Annotated in this window: 17 protein-coding genes and 1 tRNA gene; 10 read left to right on the top strand and 8 right to left on the bottom strand. The window is 57.3% G+C overall.

The window, feature by feature from the left end:
* Positions 1–4 precede the first annotated feature (4 nt).
* Positions 5–2,002, bottom strand: a complete 1,998-nt coding sequence (gene tkt, locus GRI35_RS08600) for a transketolase (RefSeq protein WP_160613777.1) — start codon at positions 2,000–2,002, stop codon at positions 5–7.
* A gap of 269 nt (positions 2,003–2,271) precedes the next feature.
* On the opposite strand from tkt, the gene GRI35_RS08595 reads away from it, so the two are divergent.
* The 4 genes from GRI35_RS08595 (at position 2,272) to GRI35_RS08580 (ending at position 4,074) form a co-directional block, all read left to right on the top strand.
* On the top strand, positions 2,272–2,466 hold the full coding sequence (locus GRI35_RS08595) for a hypothetical protein (RefSeq protein ID WP_160613776.1): 195 nt from the start codon (positions 2,272–2,274) through the stop codon (positions 2,464–2,466).
* Complete coding sequence (locus tag GRI35_RS08590; RefSeq protein ID WP_160613775.1) at positions 2,463–3,053, top strand: cell division protein ZapA; 591 nt, start codon at positions 2,463–2,465, stop codon at positions 3,051–3,053. The genes GRI35_RS08595 and GRI35_RS08590 overlap by 4 nt, the downstream gene beginning before the upstream one ends.
* 209 nt (positions 3,054–3,262) lie before the next feature.
* Positions 3,263–3,847: a 5-formyltetrahydrofolate cyclo-ligase gene (locus tag GRI35_RS08585; protein WP_160613774.1), complete on the top strand. Its 585-nt coding sequence runs from the start codon at positions 3,263–3,265 to the stop codon at positions 3,845–3,847.
* The gene (locus GRI35_RS08580; protein WP_160613773.1) at positions 3,847–4,074 is read left to right on the top strand and encodes a DUF2842 domain-containing protein; all 228 of its coding nucleotides are present in this window, start codon (positions 3,847–3,849) and stop codon (positions 4,072–4,074) included. The genes GRI35_RS08585 and GRI35_RS08580 overlap by 1 nt, the downstream gene beginning before the upstream one ends.
* A 75-nt stretch (positions 4,075–4,149) precedes the next feature.
* Here the strand turns inward: GRI35_RS08580 and GRI35_RS08575 are convergent.
* Positions 4,150–4,226: transfer RNA gene (locus GRI35_RS08575), tRNA-Asp, on the bottom strand.
* Between the two features lie 207 nt (positions 4,227–4,433).
* On the opposite strand from GRI35_RS08575, the gene GRI35_RS08570 reads away from it, so the two are divergent.
* Entirely contained in the window at positions 4,434–4,892 is a 459-nt protein-coding gene (locus tag GRI35_RS08570) for a hypothetical protein (protein WP_160613772.1), read from the top strand.
* A 2-nt stretch (positions 4,893–4,894) separates the two neighbouring features.
* On the opposite strand, the gene GRI35_RS08565 is transcribed toward GRI35_RS08570, so the two are convergent.
* From GRI35_RS08565 to thyA, 4 genes are all read right to left on the bottom strand, one after another.
* A complete protein-coding gene (locus GRI35_RS08565) occupies positions 4,895–6,169 on the bottom strand; it encodes a dihydrolipoamide acetyltransferase family protein (RefSeq protein WP_160613771.1) in 1,275 nt (424 codons plus the stop codon).
* 4 nt (positions 6,170–6,173) lie between these two features.
* Positions 6,174–7,172, bottom strand: coding sequence for an alpha-ketoacid dehydrogenase subunit beta (locus GRI35_RS08560; RefSeq protein WP_160614827.1), 999 nt, complete (start codon positions 7,170–7,172; stop codon positions 6,174–6,176).
* 59 nt (positions 7,173–7,231) lie between these two features.
* Positions 7,232–8,536 carry a 3-methyl-2-oxobutanoate dehydrogenase (2-methylpropanoyl-transferring) subunit alpha gene (locus GRI35_RS08555; protein ID WP_160613770.1) on the bottom strand — a complete coding sequence of 435 codons (1,305 nt, stop codon included), beginning with the start codon at positions 8,534–8,536 and terminating at the stop codon, positions 7,232–7,234.
* 105 nt (positions 8,537–8,641) lie between these two features.
* The gene (gene thyA, locus GRI35_RS08550) at positions 8,642–9,595 is read right to left on the bottom strand and encodes a thymidylate synthase (protein WP_160613769.1); all 954 of its coding nucleotides are present in this window, start codon (positions 9,593–9,595) and stop codon (positions 8,642–8,644) included.
* A gap of 113 nt (positions 9,596–9,708) precedes the next feature.
* Here thyA and GRI35_RS08545 point away from each other — a divergent pair, with 113 nt between their 5' ends.
* The gene (locus tag GRI35_RS08545; RefSeq protein ID WP_160613768.1) at positions 9,709–10,656 is read left to right on the top strand and encodes an alpha/beta hydrolase; all 948 of its coding nucleotides are present in this window, start codon (positions 9,709–9,711) and stop codon (positions 10,654–10,656) included.
* 39 nt (positions 10,657–10,695) lie between these two features.
* On the opposite strand, the gene GRI35_RS08540 is transcribed toward GRI35_RS08545, so the two are convergent.
* Positions 10,696–11,145 (bottom strand): DUF3429 family protein, encoded by a 450-nt coding sequence (locus GRI35_RS08540; RefSeq protein ID WP_160613767.1) that lies wholly within the window; start codon positions 11,143–11,145, stop codon positions 10,696–10,698.
* 50 nt (positions 11,146–11,195) lie between these two features.
* On the opposite strand from GRI35_RS08540, the gene GRI35_RS08535 reads away from it, so the two are divergent.
* From GRI35_RS08535 to GRI35_RS08525, 3 genes are all read left to right on the top strand, one after another.
* Positions 11,196–12,542, top strand: a complete 1,347-nt coding sequence (locus GRI35_RS08535) for an ABC1 kinase family protein (RefSeq protein WP_160613766.1) — start codon at positions 11,196–11,198, stop codon at positions 12,540–12,542.
* Positions 12,543–12,551: 9 nt separating this feature from the next.
* The gene (locus GRI35_RS08530; RefSeq protein ID WP_160613765.1) at positions 12,552–13,022 is read left to right on the top strand and encodes a low molecular weight protein-tyrosine-phosphatase; all 471 of its coding nucleotides are present in this window, start codon (positions 12,552–12,554) and stop codon (positions 13,020–13,022) included.
* Between the two features lie 78 nt (positions 13,023–13,100).
* Positions 13,101–14,654: a carbohydrate porin gene (locus GRI35_RS08525; protein WP_160613764.1), complete on the top strand. Its 1,554-nt coding sequence runs from the start codon at positions 13,101–13,103 to the stop codon at positions 14,652–14,654.
* A gap of 5 nt (positions 14,655–14,659) precedes the next feature.
* Here the strand turns inward: GRI35_RS08525 and recG are convergent, their stop codons facing one another.
* Complete coding sequence (gene recG / locus GRI35_RS08520) at positions 14,660–16,717, bottom strand: ATP-dependent DNA helicase RecG (RefSeq protein WP_160613763.1); 2,058 nt, start codon at positions 16,715–16,717, stop codon at positions 14,660–14,662.
* A 54-nt stretch (positions 16,718–16,771) separates the two neighbouring features.
* Here recG and GRI35_RS08515 point away from each other — a divergent pair, with 54 nt between their 5' ends.
* Positions 16,772–17,050 (top strand): FAD assembly factor SdhE, encoded by a 279-nt coding sequence (locus GRI35_RS08515; protein ID WP_160613762.1) that lies wholly within the window; start codon positions 16,772–16,774, stop codon positions 17,048–17,050.
* The last annotated feature ends 20 nt before the right edge of the window (positions 17,051–17,070 follow it).

Raw genomic sequence — 17,070 nt, 5'->3', positions numbered from 1 at the left:
CAACTTAACCGTTCAATTTATTGATAATTTGCGGTACAATCGCATCCGCAGTGAAACCGAATTTCTTGAATAGATCGCTCGCCGGTGCGGAGGCACCGAAGCGATCAATACCAATATTGATCCCGTCCGTGCCCGTGTAACGTTCCCAACCAAAGCTTGTACCAGCTTCTATCGAAACTTTCAGTACATCGGCAGGGAGTAGGTCTGTACGGTAAGCATCGTCCTGCGCATCGAACAGTTCGGTACACGGCATCGAGACGACATCTGCCCCGATACCTTGAGCTTCGAGTTCACCAGCAATTTCCGCAGCAAGGTGCACCTCGGAACCCGTTGCCACCAGTACAACTTTGCGATCAGAACCGGCGGCCTTTAGGCGATACGCACCCTTCGCCGAGCGGTTGCTCGCCGATGTCCAGTTTTCATCGCCCTCGCCGCGCATCTGCGGAAGACCTTGGCGTGAGAGCGCAAGAATAGACGGCGTTTCAGGCGTTTGCAGTGCTAGCGTCCAACATTCTGCAGTCTCAATCGTATCGCATGGGCGATACACATTGAGGTTAGGGACCAGGCGCAGGCTCATCACTTGCTCGACAGGCTGGTGCGTTGGACCGTCTTCCCCGAGACCAATCGAGTCATGTGTCATCACATAGATGGTGCCAATCTCTTGCAAAGCCGATAGTCGGATCGCGTTGCGGCAATAATCGCTGAAGATCAGGAAGGTGCCGCCATAGGGCACCACGCCTCCGTGTAGCGCCATGCCATTCATCGCCGCGGCCATGCCGAATTCGCGGATGCCGTAATACAAATAACGACCCAAATAATCATCTGCACTAAATGGCAGGGTGCTGGGCGTTTTGGTGTTGTTCGAGCCGGTAAGGTCAGCTGAGCCGCCGATCATCTGCGGCAGGGCTTCTGTGAGCGGGCCAAGCGCCATTTCCGATGCTTTACGGGTCGCGACTTTCTGCGGTTCTGCCGCTAAGCCGCGAATATGATCCTCGATCACTCGTCCAGCGCGGTCCGCAGGGTTTGCCATGCGCGCGTCGAACTCTTCCCTTTTGGCTGAATTTTCGTAGCGCGATTGCCACGCGCTATGTGCTTCCACACCGCGATGAGCTGTAGCGTGCCAGTCTGCGACAATATCGTCAGGAACGACAAAGGGCTCGTGATTCCAGCCAAGCGTTTCGCGCGCAGCTGCAATCTCCTCTGCGCCAAGCGGTGCCCCGTGCGTTGCCGAGGTGCCCTGCTTATTCGGTGCGCCTTTACCGATCACCGTCTTACAGGCGACCAGAGACGGGCGATGATCCGCCATCGCTTCTTCGATTGCACGGCTTATGTCTGCGACATCGTGCCCGTCGCAGCTCACAACGTGCCAACCCGCCGAGGTGTGGCGCGCCTTCACGTCTTCGCTGGTGGAAAGATCGGCAGAACCGTCAATCGTGATATTGTTATCGTCCCACAGGACAATTAACCGGCCGAGTTTCAGGTGACCAGCGAGGCCAATCGCCTCATGATTAATGCCTTCCATCAGGCACCCGTCACCAGCGATGGCCCAAGTCCGGTGGTCAACCAGATCATCGCCGAAATGCGCGTTCAGTTGGCGTTCGGCGATCGCCATGCCTACCGCCATAGCCACGCCCTGCCCCAGCGGTCCGGTTGTGCACTCAACGCCGTCGAGCAGAAAGTTTTCCGGATGTCCGGCGCAGGGATAGCCAAGCTGGCGAAAATTGCGGATATCATCCATTGTCGGCTGCGCGTAGCCCGAAAGGTGCAGCAGCGAGTAGATGAGCATTGAGCCATGACCTGCCGAAAGAACGAACCGATCGCGGTCGGCCCAGTCGGGTGCGGAGGGATCGAATTTTAGGTATTTTGCCCATAGAACCGTTGCAACATCGGCCATGCCCATCGGCATGCCGGGGTGCCCCGAGTTGGCTGCCTGGACAGCGTCCATCGAAAGCGCGCGGATCGCGTTAGCCATGGGTGCCATGCGGGACGGATCGAGGCTCATTCAGGAAGCTCCAGCAGCAAGTGTTTTTACGGGCGCGTGTCTCAAACGATTCGACGCGGGCGAAGCCTTCGCCGACCCGCCAAGCAAGGTCAAGGACAGTGCTTCCATGATCCCCGCCCGTAATCGGAAGCGTGATCGAAACCGTACTCAAAAATGCCCGGTTTCGAGGTCCCTGCTGACGCCAAGTCACATCGAATTATCAACAGGCGGTATCAAGTTGATCGCCCAAACCTTTGCCTAGGCACAGCATTTGCGGTATTTTGCGTTGCATGAGCCAGGAACGCATCGAGTCCGCTGTCCAGCGCATTGAAACGGCATTGGCCCGCATCGCCAAAGCTGCGGACGACTTACCGAATACTCCCCCGTCCGTCTCCGCGCTCGTCGTCAAGCACGAAAGCTTACGCGACACGGTCTCTAACACTATGAATGATCTCGATAAATTGATCGAGGAGCTCGGCCAGTGAGCGAGGTCAAACTGTCTATTGGCGACCGCGAATATGCGGTGGCATGCGGCGCAGGCGAAGAAGATCACGTCAGTTCGCTGGGTGCTGTAATCAACGAGAAAATCGCGCAGCTCGGCGATAGCCAGAATATTGCCGAGACACAGAAGCTGTTGTTCAGCGCCCTGTTTTTGGCGGACGAATTGCACGAGACCAAAAAATCGGCGGAGGCTGGCGAAGCTGCACTCGCCTCTCAGGATGAGCTAAAACAACAGATCTCATCCCTGCAATCCCAACTCGACGGGATGAAACTCGCGCAAGAAAACCATGCAAGCGAGGTTGAAGAGGTTCGAACCGAACTAACCCAGCGGCGCGAAGAATCGGAAGAATGCCGGTCGGAGCTGGAGAAAGCGACAGCGCATGTTGCTGGCCTGGAGCAAGAGAAAGCAGCCCTTTCTGCGGAATTAGACGAAGCGCGTAACGCATCTGCGGCATCAGGCTTCAGCGCGACCCTAATGGACGATCCCGATCTAGCCCCCGCGCTCGAACGTTTTGCCGATTTACTCGAAACTTGTGCGGATAAGCTTGAGGCCGGGGCCGCGAGTTCCTAAGTTACATCTGACGGGACTGCTCGACACGCGCTGCAGAACATCCCTGAGGCGATAAGCAATCCAAGGGAACTGTCCCTGCCCAAGGTAACGATTCGTTCGGGGCCTTGACGCATACGGTGCCCACCTGACCCTTTTGGCGTCGGCGGATTTCCCAGAGAACGATCCATAGTGGTCCCGTCACCCTCAAAACTGAATGAGCAACAGCACCGATGACTGACCCGACCGTAGCCAAGGCCAGCCTGAGAAAGCAACTGAGAGCCGCGCGCCGCGCCCATGCGGCCAGCATCTCGGAAAACATTCGTGCTTTGCTATTCAAGCGCCCTCCTGCGCCTTTGATGGAATTAATACCGGCGGATGCAGTCGTTGGCCTGTATCATGCGGGACCCGACGAGGCACCCGCGAGCGGTTACGCGAAGTTCTTTTCAGAGGCAGGACATAAACTGGCCCTCCCGACCTTTGCGTCGCCCGATGACCCGATGCAGTTCGCGGAGCATACCGATCCGTTTGGAGAAACTGACCTGGTGGAGGGCGCATTTGGCCTAAAGCGACCGTCTGATGAAGCTGAGAAACTCACGCCGGATGTGATCTTTGCTCCTTTACTTGGATTCACCGATACAGGCGACCGTCTGGGCCAAGGCGGCGGCCATTATGATCGTTGGCTGGCACAGAACACCGAAACACTAACAATCGGGATGGCGTGGGATGAACAATTGGTCGATAATATCCCGACCGAACCACACGATATTGCATTGAGCGCCATCGTCACCCCTACCAGGCTTTACGGACCATTCTAATGCGCGAAGAACCCACCGGACGAATTCCTCTCGGCATTCTCGGCCTATTCATCGGACTGATGATCTACGGGATCGTGCTGGCGCGATATCTACCGGATCTGATCGGTGATTGGCCGACTTGGGGGCAAACAATTGTCTATATCTTCTTCGGCCTGGTCTGGCTGTTGCCGCTCGGACGGTTTCTGGTCTGGATGGAAACAGGCAAATGGGGCAAAAAGAAGGATTGAGCCCCAGCAAAAGAAAAACCCCCGACATCCGAAGACATCGAGGGACTTTCAAACCACATAAGTGGTGCCAAAAAATGGCGAGAGTGACGAGACTTGAACTCGCGACCTTCGGCGTGACAGGCCGACGCTCTAACCAACTGAGCTACACCCCCACATGCAAGCATGCGCTTGGGAGAGGCGCAGTTAGGGCAGGTTCCAAAATCTGTCAACGCACAAAACGAGCAAAATCGGGCTAAAAATGCGATGAAGTTTGGTCTCGCTAAAACCAGCGAGTTCTTACGCCGCGTTAACCATATTTTTCACTCTCGCTGTCACAGCATATTCGGGCGTTCATATCGCGCTCGTTTGGAACCGGCACTATGCGATTTGGACCTCTGGCACTCTCCTTCGGCGCGATTTCGCTGGCTTTTAGCGCATCGGCACAGGCGCAAAACGCCCCGCGCCTCACTCAAGCAATGTTTGTCGAGCGCACCTCTGAAAGCGGTACCCAGCGCTCGATTGAGCCTGCTGAAACACTCAAAAAGGGCGACCGTGTGATTCTGCTGGTCAAGTGGAAGTCGAATAGCCCCCATACCAGCTTCACCGTCGCCAGCGCCGTTCCTGCGGAATTGGCTTTCGAACGCAGCAGCCTGCGCTCGCAGGATATCTCGGTCGATGGAGGCCGCAACTGGGGCCGGATCGGTCAACTCACCATCGAAGACTATAGCGGACCACGCCTTGCATCGGTCGAAGATGTGACTCACCTACGCTGGACGATAACGCCCGACATGGCCGTTCGCGGCAAAGGCACGATCACGTACAGCGCGATCGTCCGCTGAAATCAGTCGGTCAACAACAGCACCGGGGTTTCGACCAGCTTCTTGAACTCTTGGATAAAGCTCGCTGCGTCATAGCCATCGACGACACGGTGATCACAGCTGATCGAAATATTCATCAGCTTGCGCTTCTCGATCCGCTCCCCGCCATTGCCATCGCTCACATACATCGGGCGCTCGATAATCCGGTTCGGACCGATAATCGCGACTTCCGGACGATTGATAACTGGCGTTGTCGCAACACCGCCCAACGGGCCGAGCGAAGTCAAAGTCAGTGTTGAGCCGGACAGCTCTTCCGATTTCGCCGAGCCATCGCGTGCAGCACCAGCCAAGCGGCCAATTTCGCGCGCCAGCTGCCAAAGGTTTTTCGACTGGGCATCGCGAATGACCGGGACCATCAATCCCCCATCGGTCTGCGTCGCCATGCCCAGATGCACTGCTCCATGGCGGGTGACGATATTCTCTTCGTCATCATAGCGCGCATTAATCATCGGAAATTGCGGAATCAGCTTGCAAATTGCGGTTATCACCAGAGGCATCATCGTCAATTTGGGTTTATCGCCGCGATTGGCGTTGAGATCGGCGCGCATTTCCTCAAGGTCGGTAACATCGACCTCTTCAACGTAAGAGAAGTGCGGAATGTTGCGCTTTGACGCCGCCATATTCTGGGCAATACGTTTGCGCAAACCGATAACTTTAATCGGCTCGTCATCGCGCTTGCCGCCTGCGGGGGAAAAGCCGCTTCCAGCGTTGTAAGACAGGAATGCATCAAGGTCAGCGTGACGGACACGGCCATCTTCCGCCGGTTTCACTTCAGCGAGATCGATGCCCATTTCTTTCGCGCGCTTGCGAACAGCCGGGCTTGCCAGAACTTTCGCCGCCGGCTTGGCATTTACTGGAGCGGGTGCAGGAGCTGGTGGTGGTGGTGGTGCTGGAGCCGGTTCGGGCTCAGGCGCCTTTTCCTCGCGCTCGTCCGCGAGTTCTGGCGCCATTTCCGCAGCAGCCTCGTTTTCCTCGATCACATCGTCAGGAATATCGCCTTCGACCTCGACGACGACCAACATCGCGCCAATCGAAACCATATCGCCTTCTGCGCCAGCGACCTCGACAATTTTGCCGTTGACCGGGCTTTCCATCGGCACGGTGGCCTTGTCGGTCATCATGTCGACGATTTCCTGGTCTTCCTCGACCGTGTCGCCAACTTTGACGTGCCACGCCACTATTTCGGCTTCGGCGATACCCTCGCCAATGTCGGGCATATTGAATGTGAAACGGCTCATAGCGTTACTCGCTCATCAACTTGTCGAGGGCCTCGCCAATACGGACAGGACCGGGGAAATACGCCCATTCAAGGCTGTGCGGATAGGGTGTGTCGAAGCCGGTTACGCGCTCGACCGGCGCTTCGAGGTGATAGAAGCAGCGTTCGGTCACCAGCGCCGATAGTTCCGCGCCAAAGCCTGCGGTTCGCGTTGCTTCATGGACGATCAGGCATTTTCCGGTTTTCTCGACAGAGGCTTCAATCGCTTCGATATCAAGCGGAACGATGGTGCGCAGATCGATGATCTCCGCATCAATGCCCTTCTCGAGGCACACCGCCTCGGTGACATGAACCATGGTGCCATAGGCAAGCACAGTCAGCGCATCGCCCTCCATAGCGATCCGCGCCTTGCCGAGAGGAATCGAATATTTGCCTTCGGGAACGACGCTGTCGCGGTGCTTCTTCCATGGCTCGACCGGCTTGTCGTAATAGCCTGTGAACGGAGCATTGTAGATCCGCTTGGGCTCGAAGAAGATCACCGGATCATTGTCTTCGATTGCCGCAATTAGCAGCCCTTTGGCATCATAGGGGGTGGCCGGAATAACCGTTTTGAGGCCGGCAACATGCGCGAACAGCGCTTCCGGGCTCTGGCTATGTGTTTGCCCGCCGAAAATTCCGCCACCAAAGGGTGAACGGACGGTCATCGGCGCGATATAGTCATTGGCGGACCGATAGCGCAGCCGGGCGGCCTCTGAAATCAGTTGGTCCAAACCGGGATAAATATAATCGGCAAACTGGATTTCGGGCACCGGACGCAGGCCGTATGCCCCCATCCCCACCGCAGCACCGATGATCCCGCATTCGGAAATGGGCGTATCGAACACGCGATTTTTGCCGTGCTTTTCCTGCAGGCCAGCCGTCGCGCGGAATACGCCGCCGAAATAGCCGACATCTTCGCCCATGACGATAATATCGGGATCTTCAGCCATCTTCAGATCGAGCGCTTCGTTGATCGCTTCGATCATGTTGAGACGCCGTTCGCCGGTTCCCGCCTCTGTCTCGGCCGGATTTTGTGTTTCGGTGCTCACGAGCCGGGCCTCCCTTCCGGAAACTTGGTCTCTCGTTCGCGGATCGCCTGCTCGCTTTGTTCTTTGAGATGCCACGGCAGATCTTCGTACACGTCCTCGAACATTGTCGCGAAAGGATGGTGCAGGCCGTGCCCGAGGATGCCGTTTTTCTCGGCTTCTTTGGTCGCCGCCTTCACTTCTTCTGCGCATTTCAGGTCCATCGCAGCCTGACGGTCTTCGTCCCACTCGCCGAGTTCGATCAGGTGGTTCTTCAAGCGTGTGACCGGATCGCCCAGCGGCCATTCCTCGCGCTCCTGCGCCGAACGGTACCCGCTTGGATCGTCCGACGTGGAGTGTCCCTCTGCGCGATATGTGAAATGCTCGATCAAAGTCGGACCGGCATTTGCACGTGCACGGTCCGCGGCCCATTTCTCGGCCGCGTACACGGCAAGCGGATCGTTGCCATCAATGCGCAGTCCGGCGAGACCATAACCCAACGCGCGGGCGGCGAAAGTCGTTCTTTCGGCACCGGCAAAACCAGAAAAGCTGCTGATCGCCCACTGGTTGTTGATAACATTGAGGATAACCGGTGCATTATAGACGGTGGCGAAGGTGCAGGCTGCGTGGAAGTCTCCTTCCGCGGTCGAGCCCTCGCCCACCCACGTCGCGGCGATCCGGCTGTCGCCTTTGATCGCGCTGGCCATCGCCCAGCCCACAGCTTGCGGTGTCTGCGTCGCGAGGTTCCCCGAGATCGAGAAGAACGAGTGCTCTCGGCTCGAATACATGATCGGCAGTTGGCGGCCTTTCAGCTTGTCACCCCTGTTCGAGTAGATTTGGTTGATCATCTCGATCAACGGATAGCCGCGCGCAATCAGGATACCCTGCTGGCGATAGGACGGGAAAACCATATCGTCGCTGGCAAGTGCCATAGCGGCCGAGATGGAGGTCGCCTCCTCACCGGTGCACTTCATATAAAAGCTGGTCTTGCCTTGGCGCTGACCGCGGAACATCCGTTCATCGAAAGCCCGGACCATCGCGAAATGGCCGAGCATCGTGCGCAGCGTATCGGGATCAAGCTTTGGATCCCACGGACCATGCGCTTTGTTGTCATTGCCCAGCACGCGCACCAGATCGTAGCACAGATCGGATGTCTCGATCGCATCGCAGGTTTCATCGGGCCGCGCCTGCTTCCCGGCATCGGGCACAGTGATATGCGCAAAATCGACCGGATCACCGGGGCGATAGGTGGGTTCGGGAACGTGCAGCGACAGAGCGGGCTTGTTCGCCCCCTGCTCCGCTGATCCCTTGGGCCGCTCGGCCATAAACTGCTCTCCCAATGTGCCTCGGCAATGCAAGACGCAATCTTACGTAACTGCGTTATTTTATTTCACAGAGCAATCGCGGTCAAGCGTAGCGAGCCGCGCATGCTATACCGCAATAGGTGCCTTGAGAGCGCCCTGTGGTTCGTAATTTTCAACCACGAAATCATCAATTGCATAGTCGAATATTGTGTCGGGCTCACGCGCAATTGTCAGTGTCGGCTTACCAACGGGCTCGCGCGCCAACTGTTGCTCCACCAGATCGGTGTGGTTGAGGTAGAGATGCGTATCCCCGCCCATCCACACAAACTCGCCCGGCTCCAAATCGGTCTGCTGGGCGATCATCCGCTGCAAAAGCGCCGCCGACCAAAGGTTGAACGGCAATCCCAGCGCCACGTCGCAACTACGCTGGTAGAGCGCACAATTCAGGCGCCCATCGGCAACATGGAACTGATAGGTCTTGTGGCACGGCGGCAGAGCCATCCCGTCAAGCTGAGCAACATTCCACCCCTCGATAATATGCCGCCGGCTGCCCGGGTTGTTGCGGAGCGAGTCGACAACCTCCGCGACCTGATTGATCCCAGGGCCCCTTCGGTATGAGCCGTCCGGCTGATACTGATAGGTCGGCCAATCGACCCACTGCTTGCCGTAAACGGGCCCTAACTCACCCCAACGCGCTGCAAACGGTTCTTCTTCGACAATGCGCTTGGAAAAATCATCGCGCGAAATCTCTTCGCCAGTCTCGCGGCGATATTTATCGAGCGGCCAGTCGGTCCAAATCTGTACGTTCTGTTTGCACAATTCGCGGATATTGGTGTCGCCGGTGAGGAACCACAGCATCTCGCGCGTAGCAGTTTTCCAGTAAACGCGCTTTGTCGTCAGCAGCGGCATCCGTCCATTGACCAGATCAAAGCGCAGCATTGTCCCGAAAACTGAACGGGTCCCTACCCCTGTACGATCGCGCCGCTCGCTGCCGTTCTCCCAAATTTCCCGCATCAAATCGAGATATTGCCATTCGGGGTGGCGGGCGGAAGAATCGGTCGTGGACGCTGCGGTGGCCATGCGGCTCTCCTAGCCTCATGGTTCGCCGCTTGTCACCCCGCCAACGACGCGCACTCCAGAGTGTCGCTAGCAGAATATAAGAAGCATGTGGTAACTCACACGCAGGAGAAAATATGTTGGCACGTTTGCACCACAGATTAGCAACCATAGCATTGCTGCTATCCGCAGCAGTGCTGGCTGGCGTTTGGCCGGCTCCCGCAAGCGCTCAGGAATCTGCCAGCGTCAAAAGCGCGCCGGATATGCGCGTCTGGTCTTCGAAAATACTGGCTGAGGGGAGAAGCCGTTTTCTATTCGACGCGTGGGATGGCCCTGACCTTCCGATATGGGCGTATATTCCAAAGGGTGCCGACCGAAAGACAGCGCCAATCATGTTCGTGCTACACGGCGCAAAGCGCGATCCGCGCCGCTATCTGGAAGAATGGGTTCAGTTCGCGGATGAAGACGGCTTCATCATCATCGCCCCGGAATTCGCCAAAGGCAATTTTCCCGGCTCGCGTTCCTATAATCTGGGCAATATCTGGACCAAAGGCGGCAAGAAAGTGAACCCGGAGGACATCTGGTCCTTTTCAGCAATTGAACCGATTTTCGACCGCGTTGTGGCTAGCATGGGCGGTTCACAGACTAACTATACGCTATACGGCCATTCCGCCGGGTCACAGTTCGTGCATCGTTTTCTATTCGCCAAGCCGGATGCCCGGGTGAGCCGCTATCTTGTAGCGAATGCGGGTTGGTACACTGTGCCCGACCGGGAGATCGCGTTTCCCTACGGACTAGGCGGGCTTGGTGTGACCGATGACGAAATCAAAGTGTTGCTGGCCAAGGATGTCGTCGTGCTGCTGGGGGATCAGGATACCGATACAAAGCATGACAGCCTTCGCCGCACCAAGGACGCAATGGCGCAGGGGCCGCACAGGTTCGCGCGCGGGCTAAGCTACTTTAGTTCCGCCAAAGCGCTAGCCGAAGAAATGGATGCCGAGTTTAACTGGACTTACCGTGTCATTCCCGGCGTTGCGCATTCCAACGGCGGCATAGCGAAAGGCGCGCACGATCTGGTCAAGTAACGATCAGAGCCTACGGTTCTCGGTCAATTGTCCTACAATTTACGCCCAAAACGCCAAAGCCAGAGTCAGTACGCCGAGACCAAGCGACAAGTGCCAGCGCAAGCGCATCCATTGCGCGCCGCCTTTACCAATCGCGCGATCGACCAAGGGCGAACCAGCGATTAACGCCCCCAAAGCAACAAACGCGCTATGACTCGGAAAAGCCTCCGATAGCGCAAGCAAGCTAAGCGCCAGAGCCAGAAGGCTTGGCAATACCGCTGCCGCATATATCCAACGTGGCGCTTTGCCATTGCTGAGTGCTTGGCCCCACCAAACTCCGCCAAGAAAACTGAAAATCAATGCGGCATAAAAATACCCGCCGCTCAGAGCGATTTCACGCCAGGTGCCGCCTTGGACGGCAAGCAGCAATGCTGCGGCTTGCGGCAGCAATCCGGCATACCCCAACGCCAATGCGGTGCGGAACGATTGGGGAGATCGGTCATTATCCATAACAAGTGGCGCTCTCTTGCCCGCGCAATTCCAGGGCCCATATAATTTCAATGTCAGACTCCAACAAACCCGGACGCCACCGCGCGGTTCCCAGTTCGCGCTTTGGCCGCTTATCCGGATTTGGCCGCCTGGCTGGAGGGATTGCTGGTGGAATGTTGGCAGAAGGTGCTCGGCGGTTAGCGACGGGCGAATTGCCAAAATTACAGGACATGATGCTTACCCCCGGCAATGCGATGCGGTTGGCCGACCGGCTGTCACATTTGCGCGGTGCTGCGATGAAGCTTGGCCAGATGATCTCCATGGATGCGGGTGATCTGCTGCCACCTGAACTTTCCGGCATTCTCTCCACTTTGCGCGACAATGCCAACTTCATGCCACCACGTCAGTTGCAGCAAGTCCTTAAAGCCGAATGGGGCGAAAATTGGCGTTCGAAATTCGCGGAATTTCAGGTTCGACCGATTGCTGCCGCCTCGATCGGGCAAGTTCATAAAGCTGTGACGCATGATGGCCGCACTCTTGCAATTAAAGTCCAATACCCCGGCGTCCGTGAAAGCATCGATTCCGATGTCGACAATGTTGCAACGCTGCTGCGAATATCCAACATGGTTCCCGATCATCTCGATCTCAATCCCATGCTGGTAGCTGCCAAAGCGCAGTTGCACGAGGAAGCAGATTACGTGCGCGAGGGTGCGCAAATGCAGCGTTACGCACAGCTGCTAGCGGATGATGACAGGTTCATCGTGCCGGAGCTTGACGAGGAGCTGACCAGAGACCGCATTATCGCGATGACTTATGTTCCGGGCGTTCCGATTGAGAGCGTTGAGACTGAAAGCCAAGAATTGCGAAACGAGGTGGCCGAACGGGTCGTTACGTTGGTCGCGCGCGAATTGTTCGAATTCGGCGTGATGCAGACTGACCCGAACTTTGCCAACTTCCTCTATCAACCGGAGAGCGGCAAAATCGTGCTACTCGATTTCGGTGCGACGCGGGAGATCGATGCTGATGTGCAAAGCTCCTATCGCAATTTGCTCAGGGCCGGATTGGCGGATGATATGGACGGCGTGATTGCGGCATCAATATCAGCTGGCTTCATCAAGCCATTGGCGGTGGAACGATACGAGGACAGCGTCCGATTCATGACGCAGATTATTCTCGACAAATTCGGTGCAGACGGACCCTTCGACTTCGGTGACCGGGCATTCGTGAAAGTGCTAACTGACAAAGGTATGCAAATTGCTGCAGACCGCGATGCTTGGCATATGCCCCCTGTTGAAACGCTGTTTGTGCAGCGTAAAATCAGCGGCACAGCAATGCTCGGCGCGCGATTGAAAGCAGTTGTACCCGTGCGCGATATCGTGGCCAGTGCTTTGGATGCGAATCGCGAGACACAAGGCTAGCACGCGGCCATGGCAACCAAACCAGCCATTCTGTTCGTATGCCTTGGTAATATTTGCCGTTCTCCCTTGGCAGAAGCGGCCTTTCGCAAAGCAGCAGAAGAGGCGGGGCTGGATTTCGCGGCGGACTCCGCCGGCACCGCTGCCTATCATATAGGGTCCCCGCCCGATCCGCGCAGTATCGCCACGGCGGCACAACACGGGATCGATATCTCCCATTATCAGGGACGTCAGCTCGATCAGGATGATTTCGCGCGGTTCAGCCATATTTACGCAATGGATCACTCTAATCTGCGGAATATTCGCGCAGTGGCGCCTTCCGGCTCAGCAGCAGAAATAGCGCTACTGATGGATACGGTTCCTGGCCGCGAGGGAGAAGAGATTGCCGATCCCTATTATGGCGGTGAAGAGAATTTCACCTACACTTGGGAAGATGTCTGGATGGCGGTACAGGCCGTGGTCGCAAGGTTGACAAATCGATAATTCGGGGCGTTTCGTTAACGGCTTTTGAAAACATCGTAGTTAATGCGTGCTCTGAACCTATTTTTGGAGCATTCCCCGATGAAGTTTGTCCTTTCAACAGTTGCAGCTGCAGCGCTTCTAATCGGCGGCGGAGACCCCGCTTTCGCCGGAGATGAGAAAGTCGAGCAAGCATTGGCCGCGCTTGAAGCGCGACTGAACGCGGTGGAAGCGGAGAATCGCGCTTTGCGAGCGCAGATGACGACGCGCGATACTGTTCCCGTCGCCGTTCCAGCTACTCCCGTTGTTCCTATCGTGCCCATCGCGGCACATGCTGCACAACCGCCATTACCACCGGTCCCGCCAGCACGATCGCAAGACAGCGAAGAGCGAACCTCCCGAAATACGGTCGGTGTATCGTCGGATTATGCGTATCGGATGCTGGATCATGCGGAAAACACCAACACCAAAGCGGTTGTCCAGCTTGAGGCAATTACCGAAGGGCTGCTCGACGACCGTGTAGTGCTGTCGGGCAGTGCGACAGCCATCGCGACCTATCAACGCAGCAACACTCCTGATAAATTCGGCTATCTGATGCGCAACCCCACCAGCGCAAACCAGATCGGCAAGAGTGTAACCGAGGCGGTGCTTCACTCCGCGCAGCTCGCCGTCACGGCCCGCATCACCGACGATGTCACTGCCTATGCAGAGCTGCTCTATGACCCGCAGCAAAGCTTTGGCCCCGGCACGATAACGGCCCTAACCCGAAACCAGATCCAGCTGCGCCGCGGGTGGGTAATGCTGGGCAATCTCGAAAAGTCGCCTGTCTATGCCCTGATCGGCAAGATGGACACGCCGTTCGGCCTGCAAGATACCGTGAGCCCCTTTACCAATTCGACCAATTGGCACGCCTTTGCCGGCCTCGCCTATGGTGCGCAAGTCGGCCTGAAGAAAGACGGTCTGTTACTCCGCGCGATGGCCATCCAGGGCGGAGCACAGTTCCGTTCGGCCAACACGTCCGTGAACGGCACCAATGTGCCTTCCAAGCTCAACAATTTCGCAGTTGATGGACGCTACACACTGGCGTTGCCGGGTAATGGTAACTCGGTAATGGCTGGTGGCAGCTACCAACATGGTAGCCCGTATTGCCAGCAATATCCGATCTTCCACTTCAATCCGTGCGACGACAATGTTCCGGCTTGGGCCGCATATGGCAAAGTCAATTTCGGCGATCTTTCTGTTATCGGCGAATTTGCCCGGACGACCAAAGTCTGGCCCGGTTCCCAAGTGCCCGACCCGACAAACCCACTGAGCCAGTTTGAAGCGCAAAAAACCGAAGCATTCACAGTCGGATCGCGTTTCGCCTTCGGTCAGCCGAACCAAACTACGCAGCGCCGTAATTTTGCTCTCTCGGCTGAGTTCTCGAAATTTACCGCCGGAGCAGAAGGCGCTCCATGGGAAAGGCAGAACCAAGCCGTGCTTGGTCTGTCGTGGTTCCCGATTGATAATCTCAACGTGTTTGGCGAGGTGGTTCATGTGGACGGATTTGCGCCGCTTAACTTCCTGTCAGGCGGAAATCTGCCCGGCGGTGCAACGTGGTCGGATCGCGATGCGGCAACCGACGTGGCGCTGATTGGCGCGCAGGTGGCCTTCTAAGGACATCACCCCCCGCGCAGCATCTGCACGCCCCAATCGCGTTCGAATAGATAGAGCAGCATCCGTGCAGCCTCGCCGCGTGACCCGGTCAAGCCGCCATCGCGCTCCATCAGGACTCGGGCATCGGCGTGAGCCTTCGGTAGAAGACGCGTGATTTGCTCCAGCGATGCCACTTTGAAAGGTGTGTCACCTGATTGGCGTGTGCCGAGCAATTCGCCGCCTCCACGCAAGCGCAGATCTTCCTCGGCCAGCCGGAACCCGTCTTGCGTCTCGCGCATCAGGGCGAGTCTTTCACGGCCGGTTTCGGAAAGCGCATTGCCGCGCAGCAGCAGGCATACCGACTTTTCAGAGCCCCGCCCTACCCGTCCGCGAAGCTGGTGCAATTGCGCGAGACCAAAGCGTTCGGCCTGCTCGATCACCATAAGGGTGGCTGCGGGCACATCGACACCGACTTCAATTACTGTCGTAGCAATGAGCAACTTCGCGTGTCCACTGGCAAAGCGCTCCATCGCGGCGTCTTTGAGCTCAGGCTTCAACTGGCCGTGTACCAGCACGACATCATCGCCGAACCGTTCCTTCAGGCTGGCATAACGCGCTTCGGCGGCGGCGATGTCTTCCGTCTCGTTCTCGCGGACCATGGGGCATACCCAATAGGCTTGCTGCCCGCCCGCAATATGCCGTGCGACACCATCGGCCACGTCTGCAAGCCGTTCCTGGGCGACGACGCGCGTGTCGATCGGCTGCCGACCGGGCGGCATTTCATCGAGACGCGAGACATCCATCTCGCCATACTGCGCGAGCGTGAGTGTGCGCGGGATAGGGGTCGCAGTCATCGCCAGCGTGTGCGGTGTGCTCTTGCCTTTATTGGCAAGCATCAGTCGCTGCGCGACACCGAAACGGTGCTGCTCATCGATCACAACCAGCGCAAGTTCTTTGTAGGACACACTGTCCTGAAAGATCGCATGCGTCCCGACGACGATATCGATGCTGCCATCGAGTAATCCCATAAGGATGGACTCGCGCGCCTTACCTTTGTCGCGCCCGGTCAGCAGCGCGACTTGAGCACCTGTTGGCCCCGCCATCGTGCGCAGTGTTTCGTAATGCTGGCGTGCGAGTATTTCAGTCGGGGCGAGCAGAGCCGCTTGTGCTCGCGCTTCCACCGCTATCAGCATTGCTTTGAGCGCCACCACCGTCTTACCCGCACCGACATCACCTTGCAGCAAGCGCAGCATCGGTGTTTCTTGCGCCAGATCGCCTTCTATCTCCGACACGGACCGCGCCTGCGCACCGGTAAGTGAGTACGGCAATTGCAGCTTGTCCCGCAGCGATCCGTCGCCTCGCAAAGGCTTACCCTTACGCTTGCGATTGTCTGCACGGACCAGCATTAAGGCGAGCGAATTGGCCAGCAACTCATCATAGGCCAGACGCTCTCGCGCCGCCTCATGCTCGCTCTTATGTACGAGCCTCAGCGCATCGCGCCAAGCAGGCCACTTTTGCGCTTCAAACTGTGCTGGTTCGATCCACTCAGGAAGCTCCGGCAATCGTTCCAATGCTTGTTCGACCAGGGCCGTGATACGAGGCTGAGTCAGCCCTTCGGACAACGCGTAAACGGGCTCATACAAGCGGGTCAGAGTATCATCGCTCGCTTCGACAACGTGATCGGGATGTACGATCTGGAGCATCTGGTCGTATTGATCGATCTTACCCGCCACCCAGCGCTTTTCGCCAACGGGCAGCAATTTCTTCGCAGTGTAAGACGCGCGGCCGAAATAGGTCAGCGTACAAATGTTGCCGATACTGTCCTGCGCGAACACGCGGTACGGGCCGCGCCCGTACGGGCTTTTGTGCTCGGTCGGCGTGAGAGCGACGACAACATGCTCGCCGACATCGGCTTCATCCAGATTCTCGACCGCGCGGCGAGTCACGAACCGTTCGGGTAAATGATACACAACGTCGCGAACCCGCTTCAAACCCAGCTTATCGAGCGGCCTCTTCACTTTCGGGCCGACGCCATCCAGCGCATCGACTTCGACAAACAAGGGATTGAGCACTTCGGGACGCATGCACACGTCTATAGCTTCTTGCGCGCAATTGGCGAGTGCCCTACCCGCGCTTTCATGCCAGACGCCAGTGACCTTACCGCCCGATTTGCCCGCGCAAAATTCCGCTCATGGCATCGCGGTACGCGCGAGGCGGATTACATGATCGGCGGGTTCTATGACCGCTATCATGGGGATTGGTCGGAAGCCGATCTGGCGTGGTTCGAATCGCTGCTAGACGAGGACGACGTAGATATCATGGCTTGGGCATTAAAAACGCAACCGGCCCCCGAGAGCTTCCTAGGCACCCATATGGATTTGATGCAGAAGCTCGACTACGTCGACATCCCTCGCTGATACGGAATACGACAAGCGAC

The sequence above is a fragment of the Pontixanthobacter aestiaquae genome, from assembly GCF_009827455.1.
Classification (GTDB): domain Bacteria; phylum Pseudomonadota; class Alphaproteobacteria; order Sphingomonadales; family Sphingomonadaceae; genus Pontixanthobacter; species Pontixanthobacter aestiaquae.
This window is presented reverse-complemented; position numbering and strand designations above follow the sequence as displayed.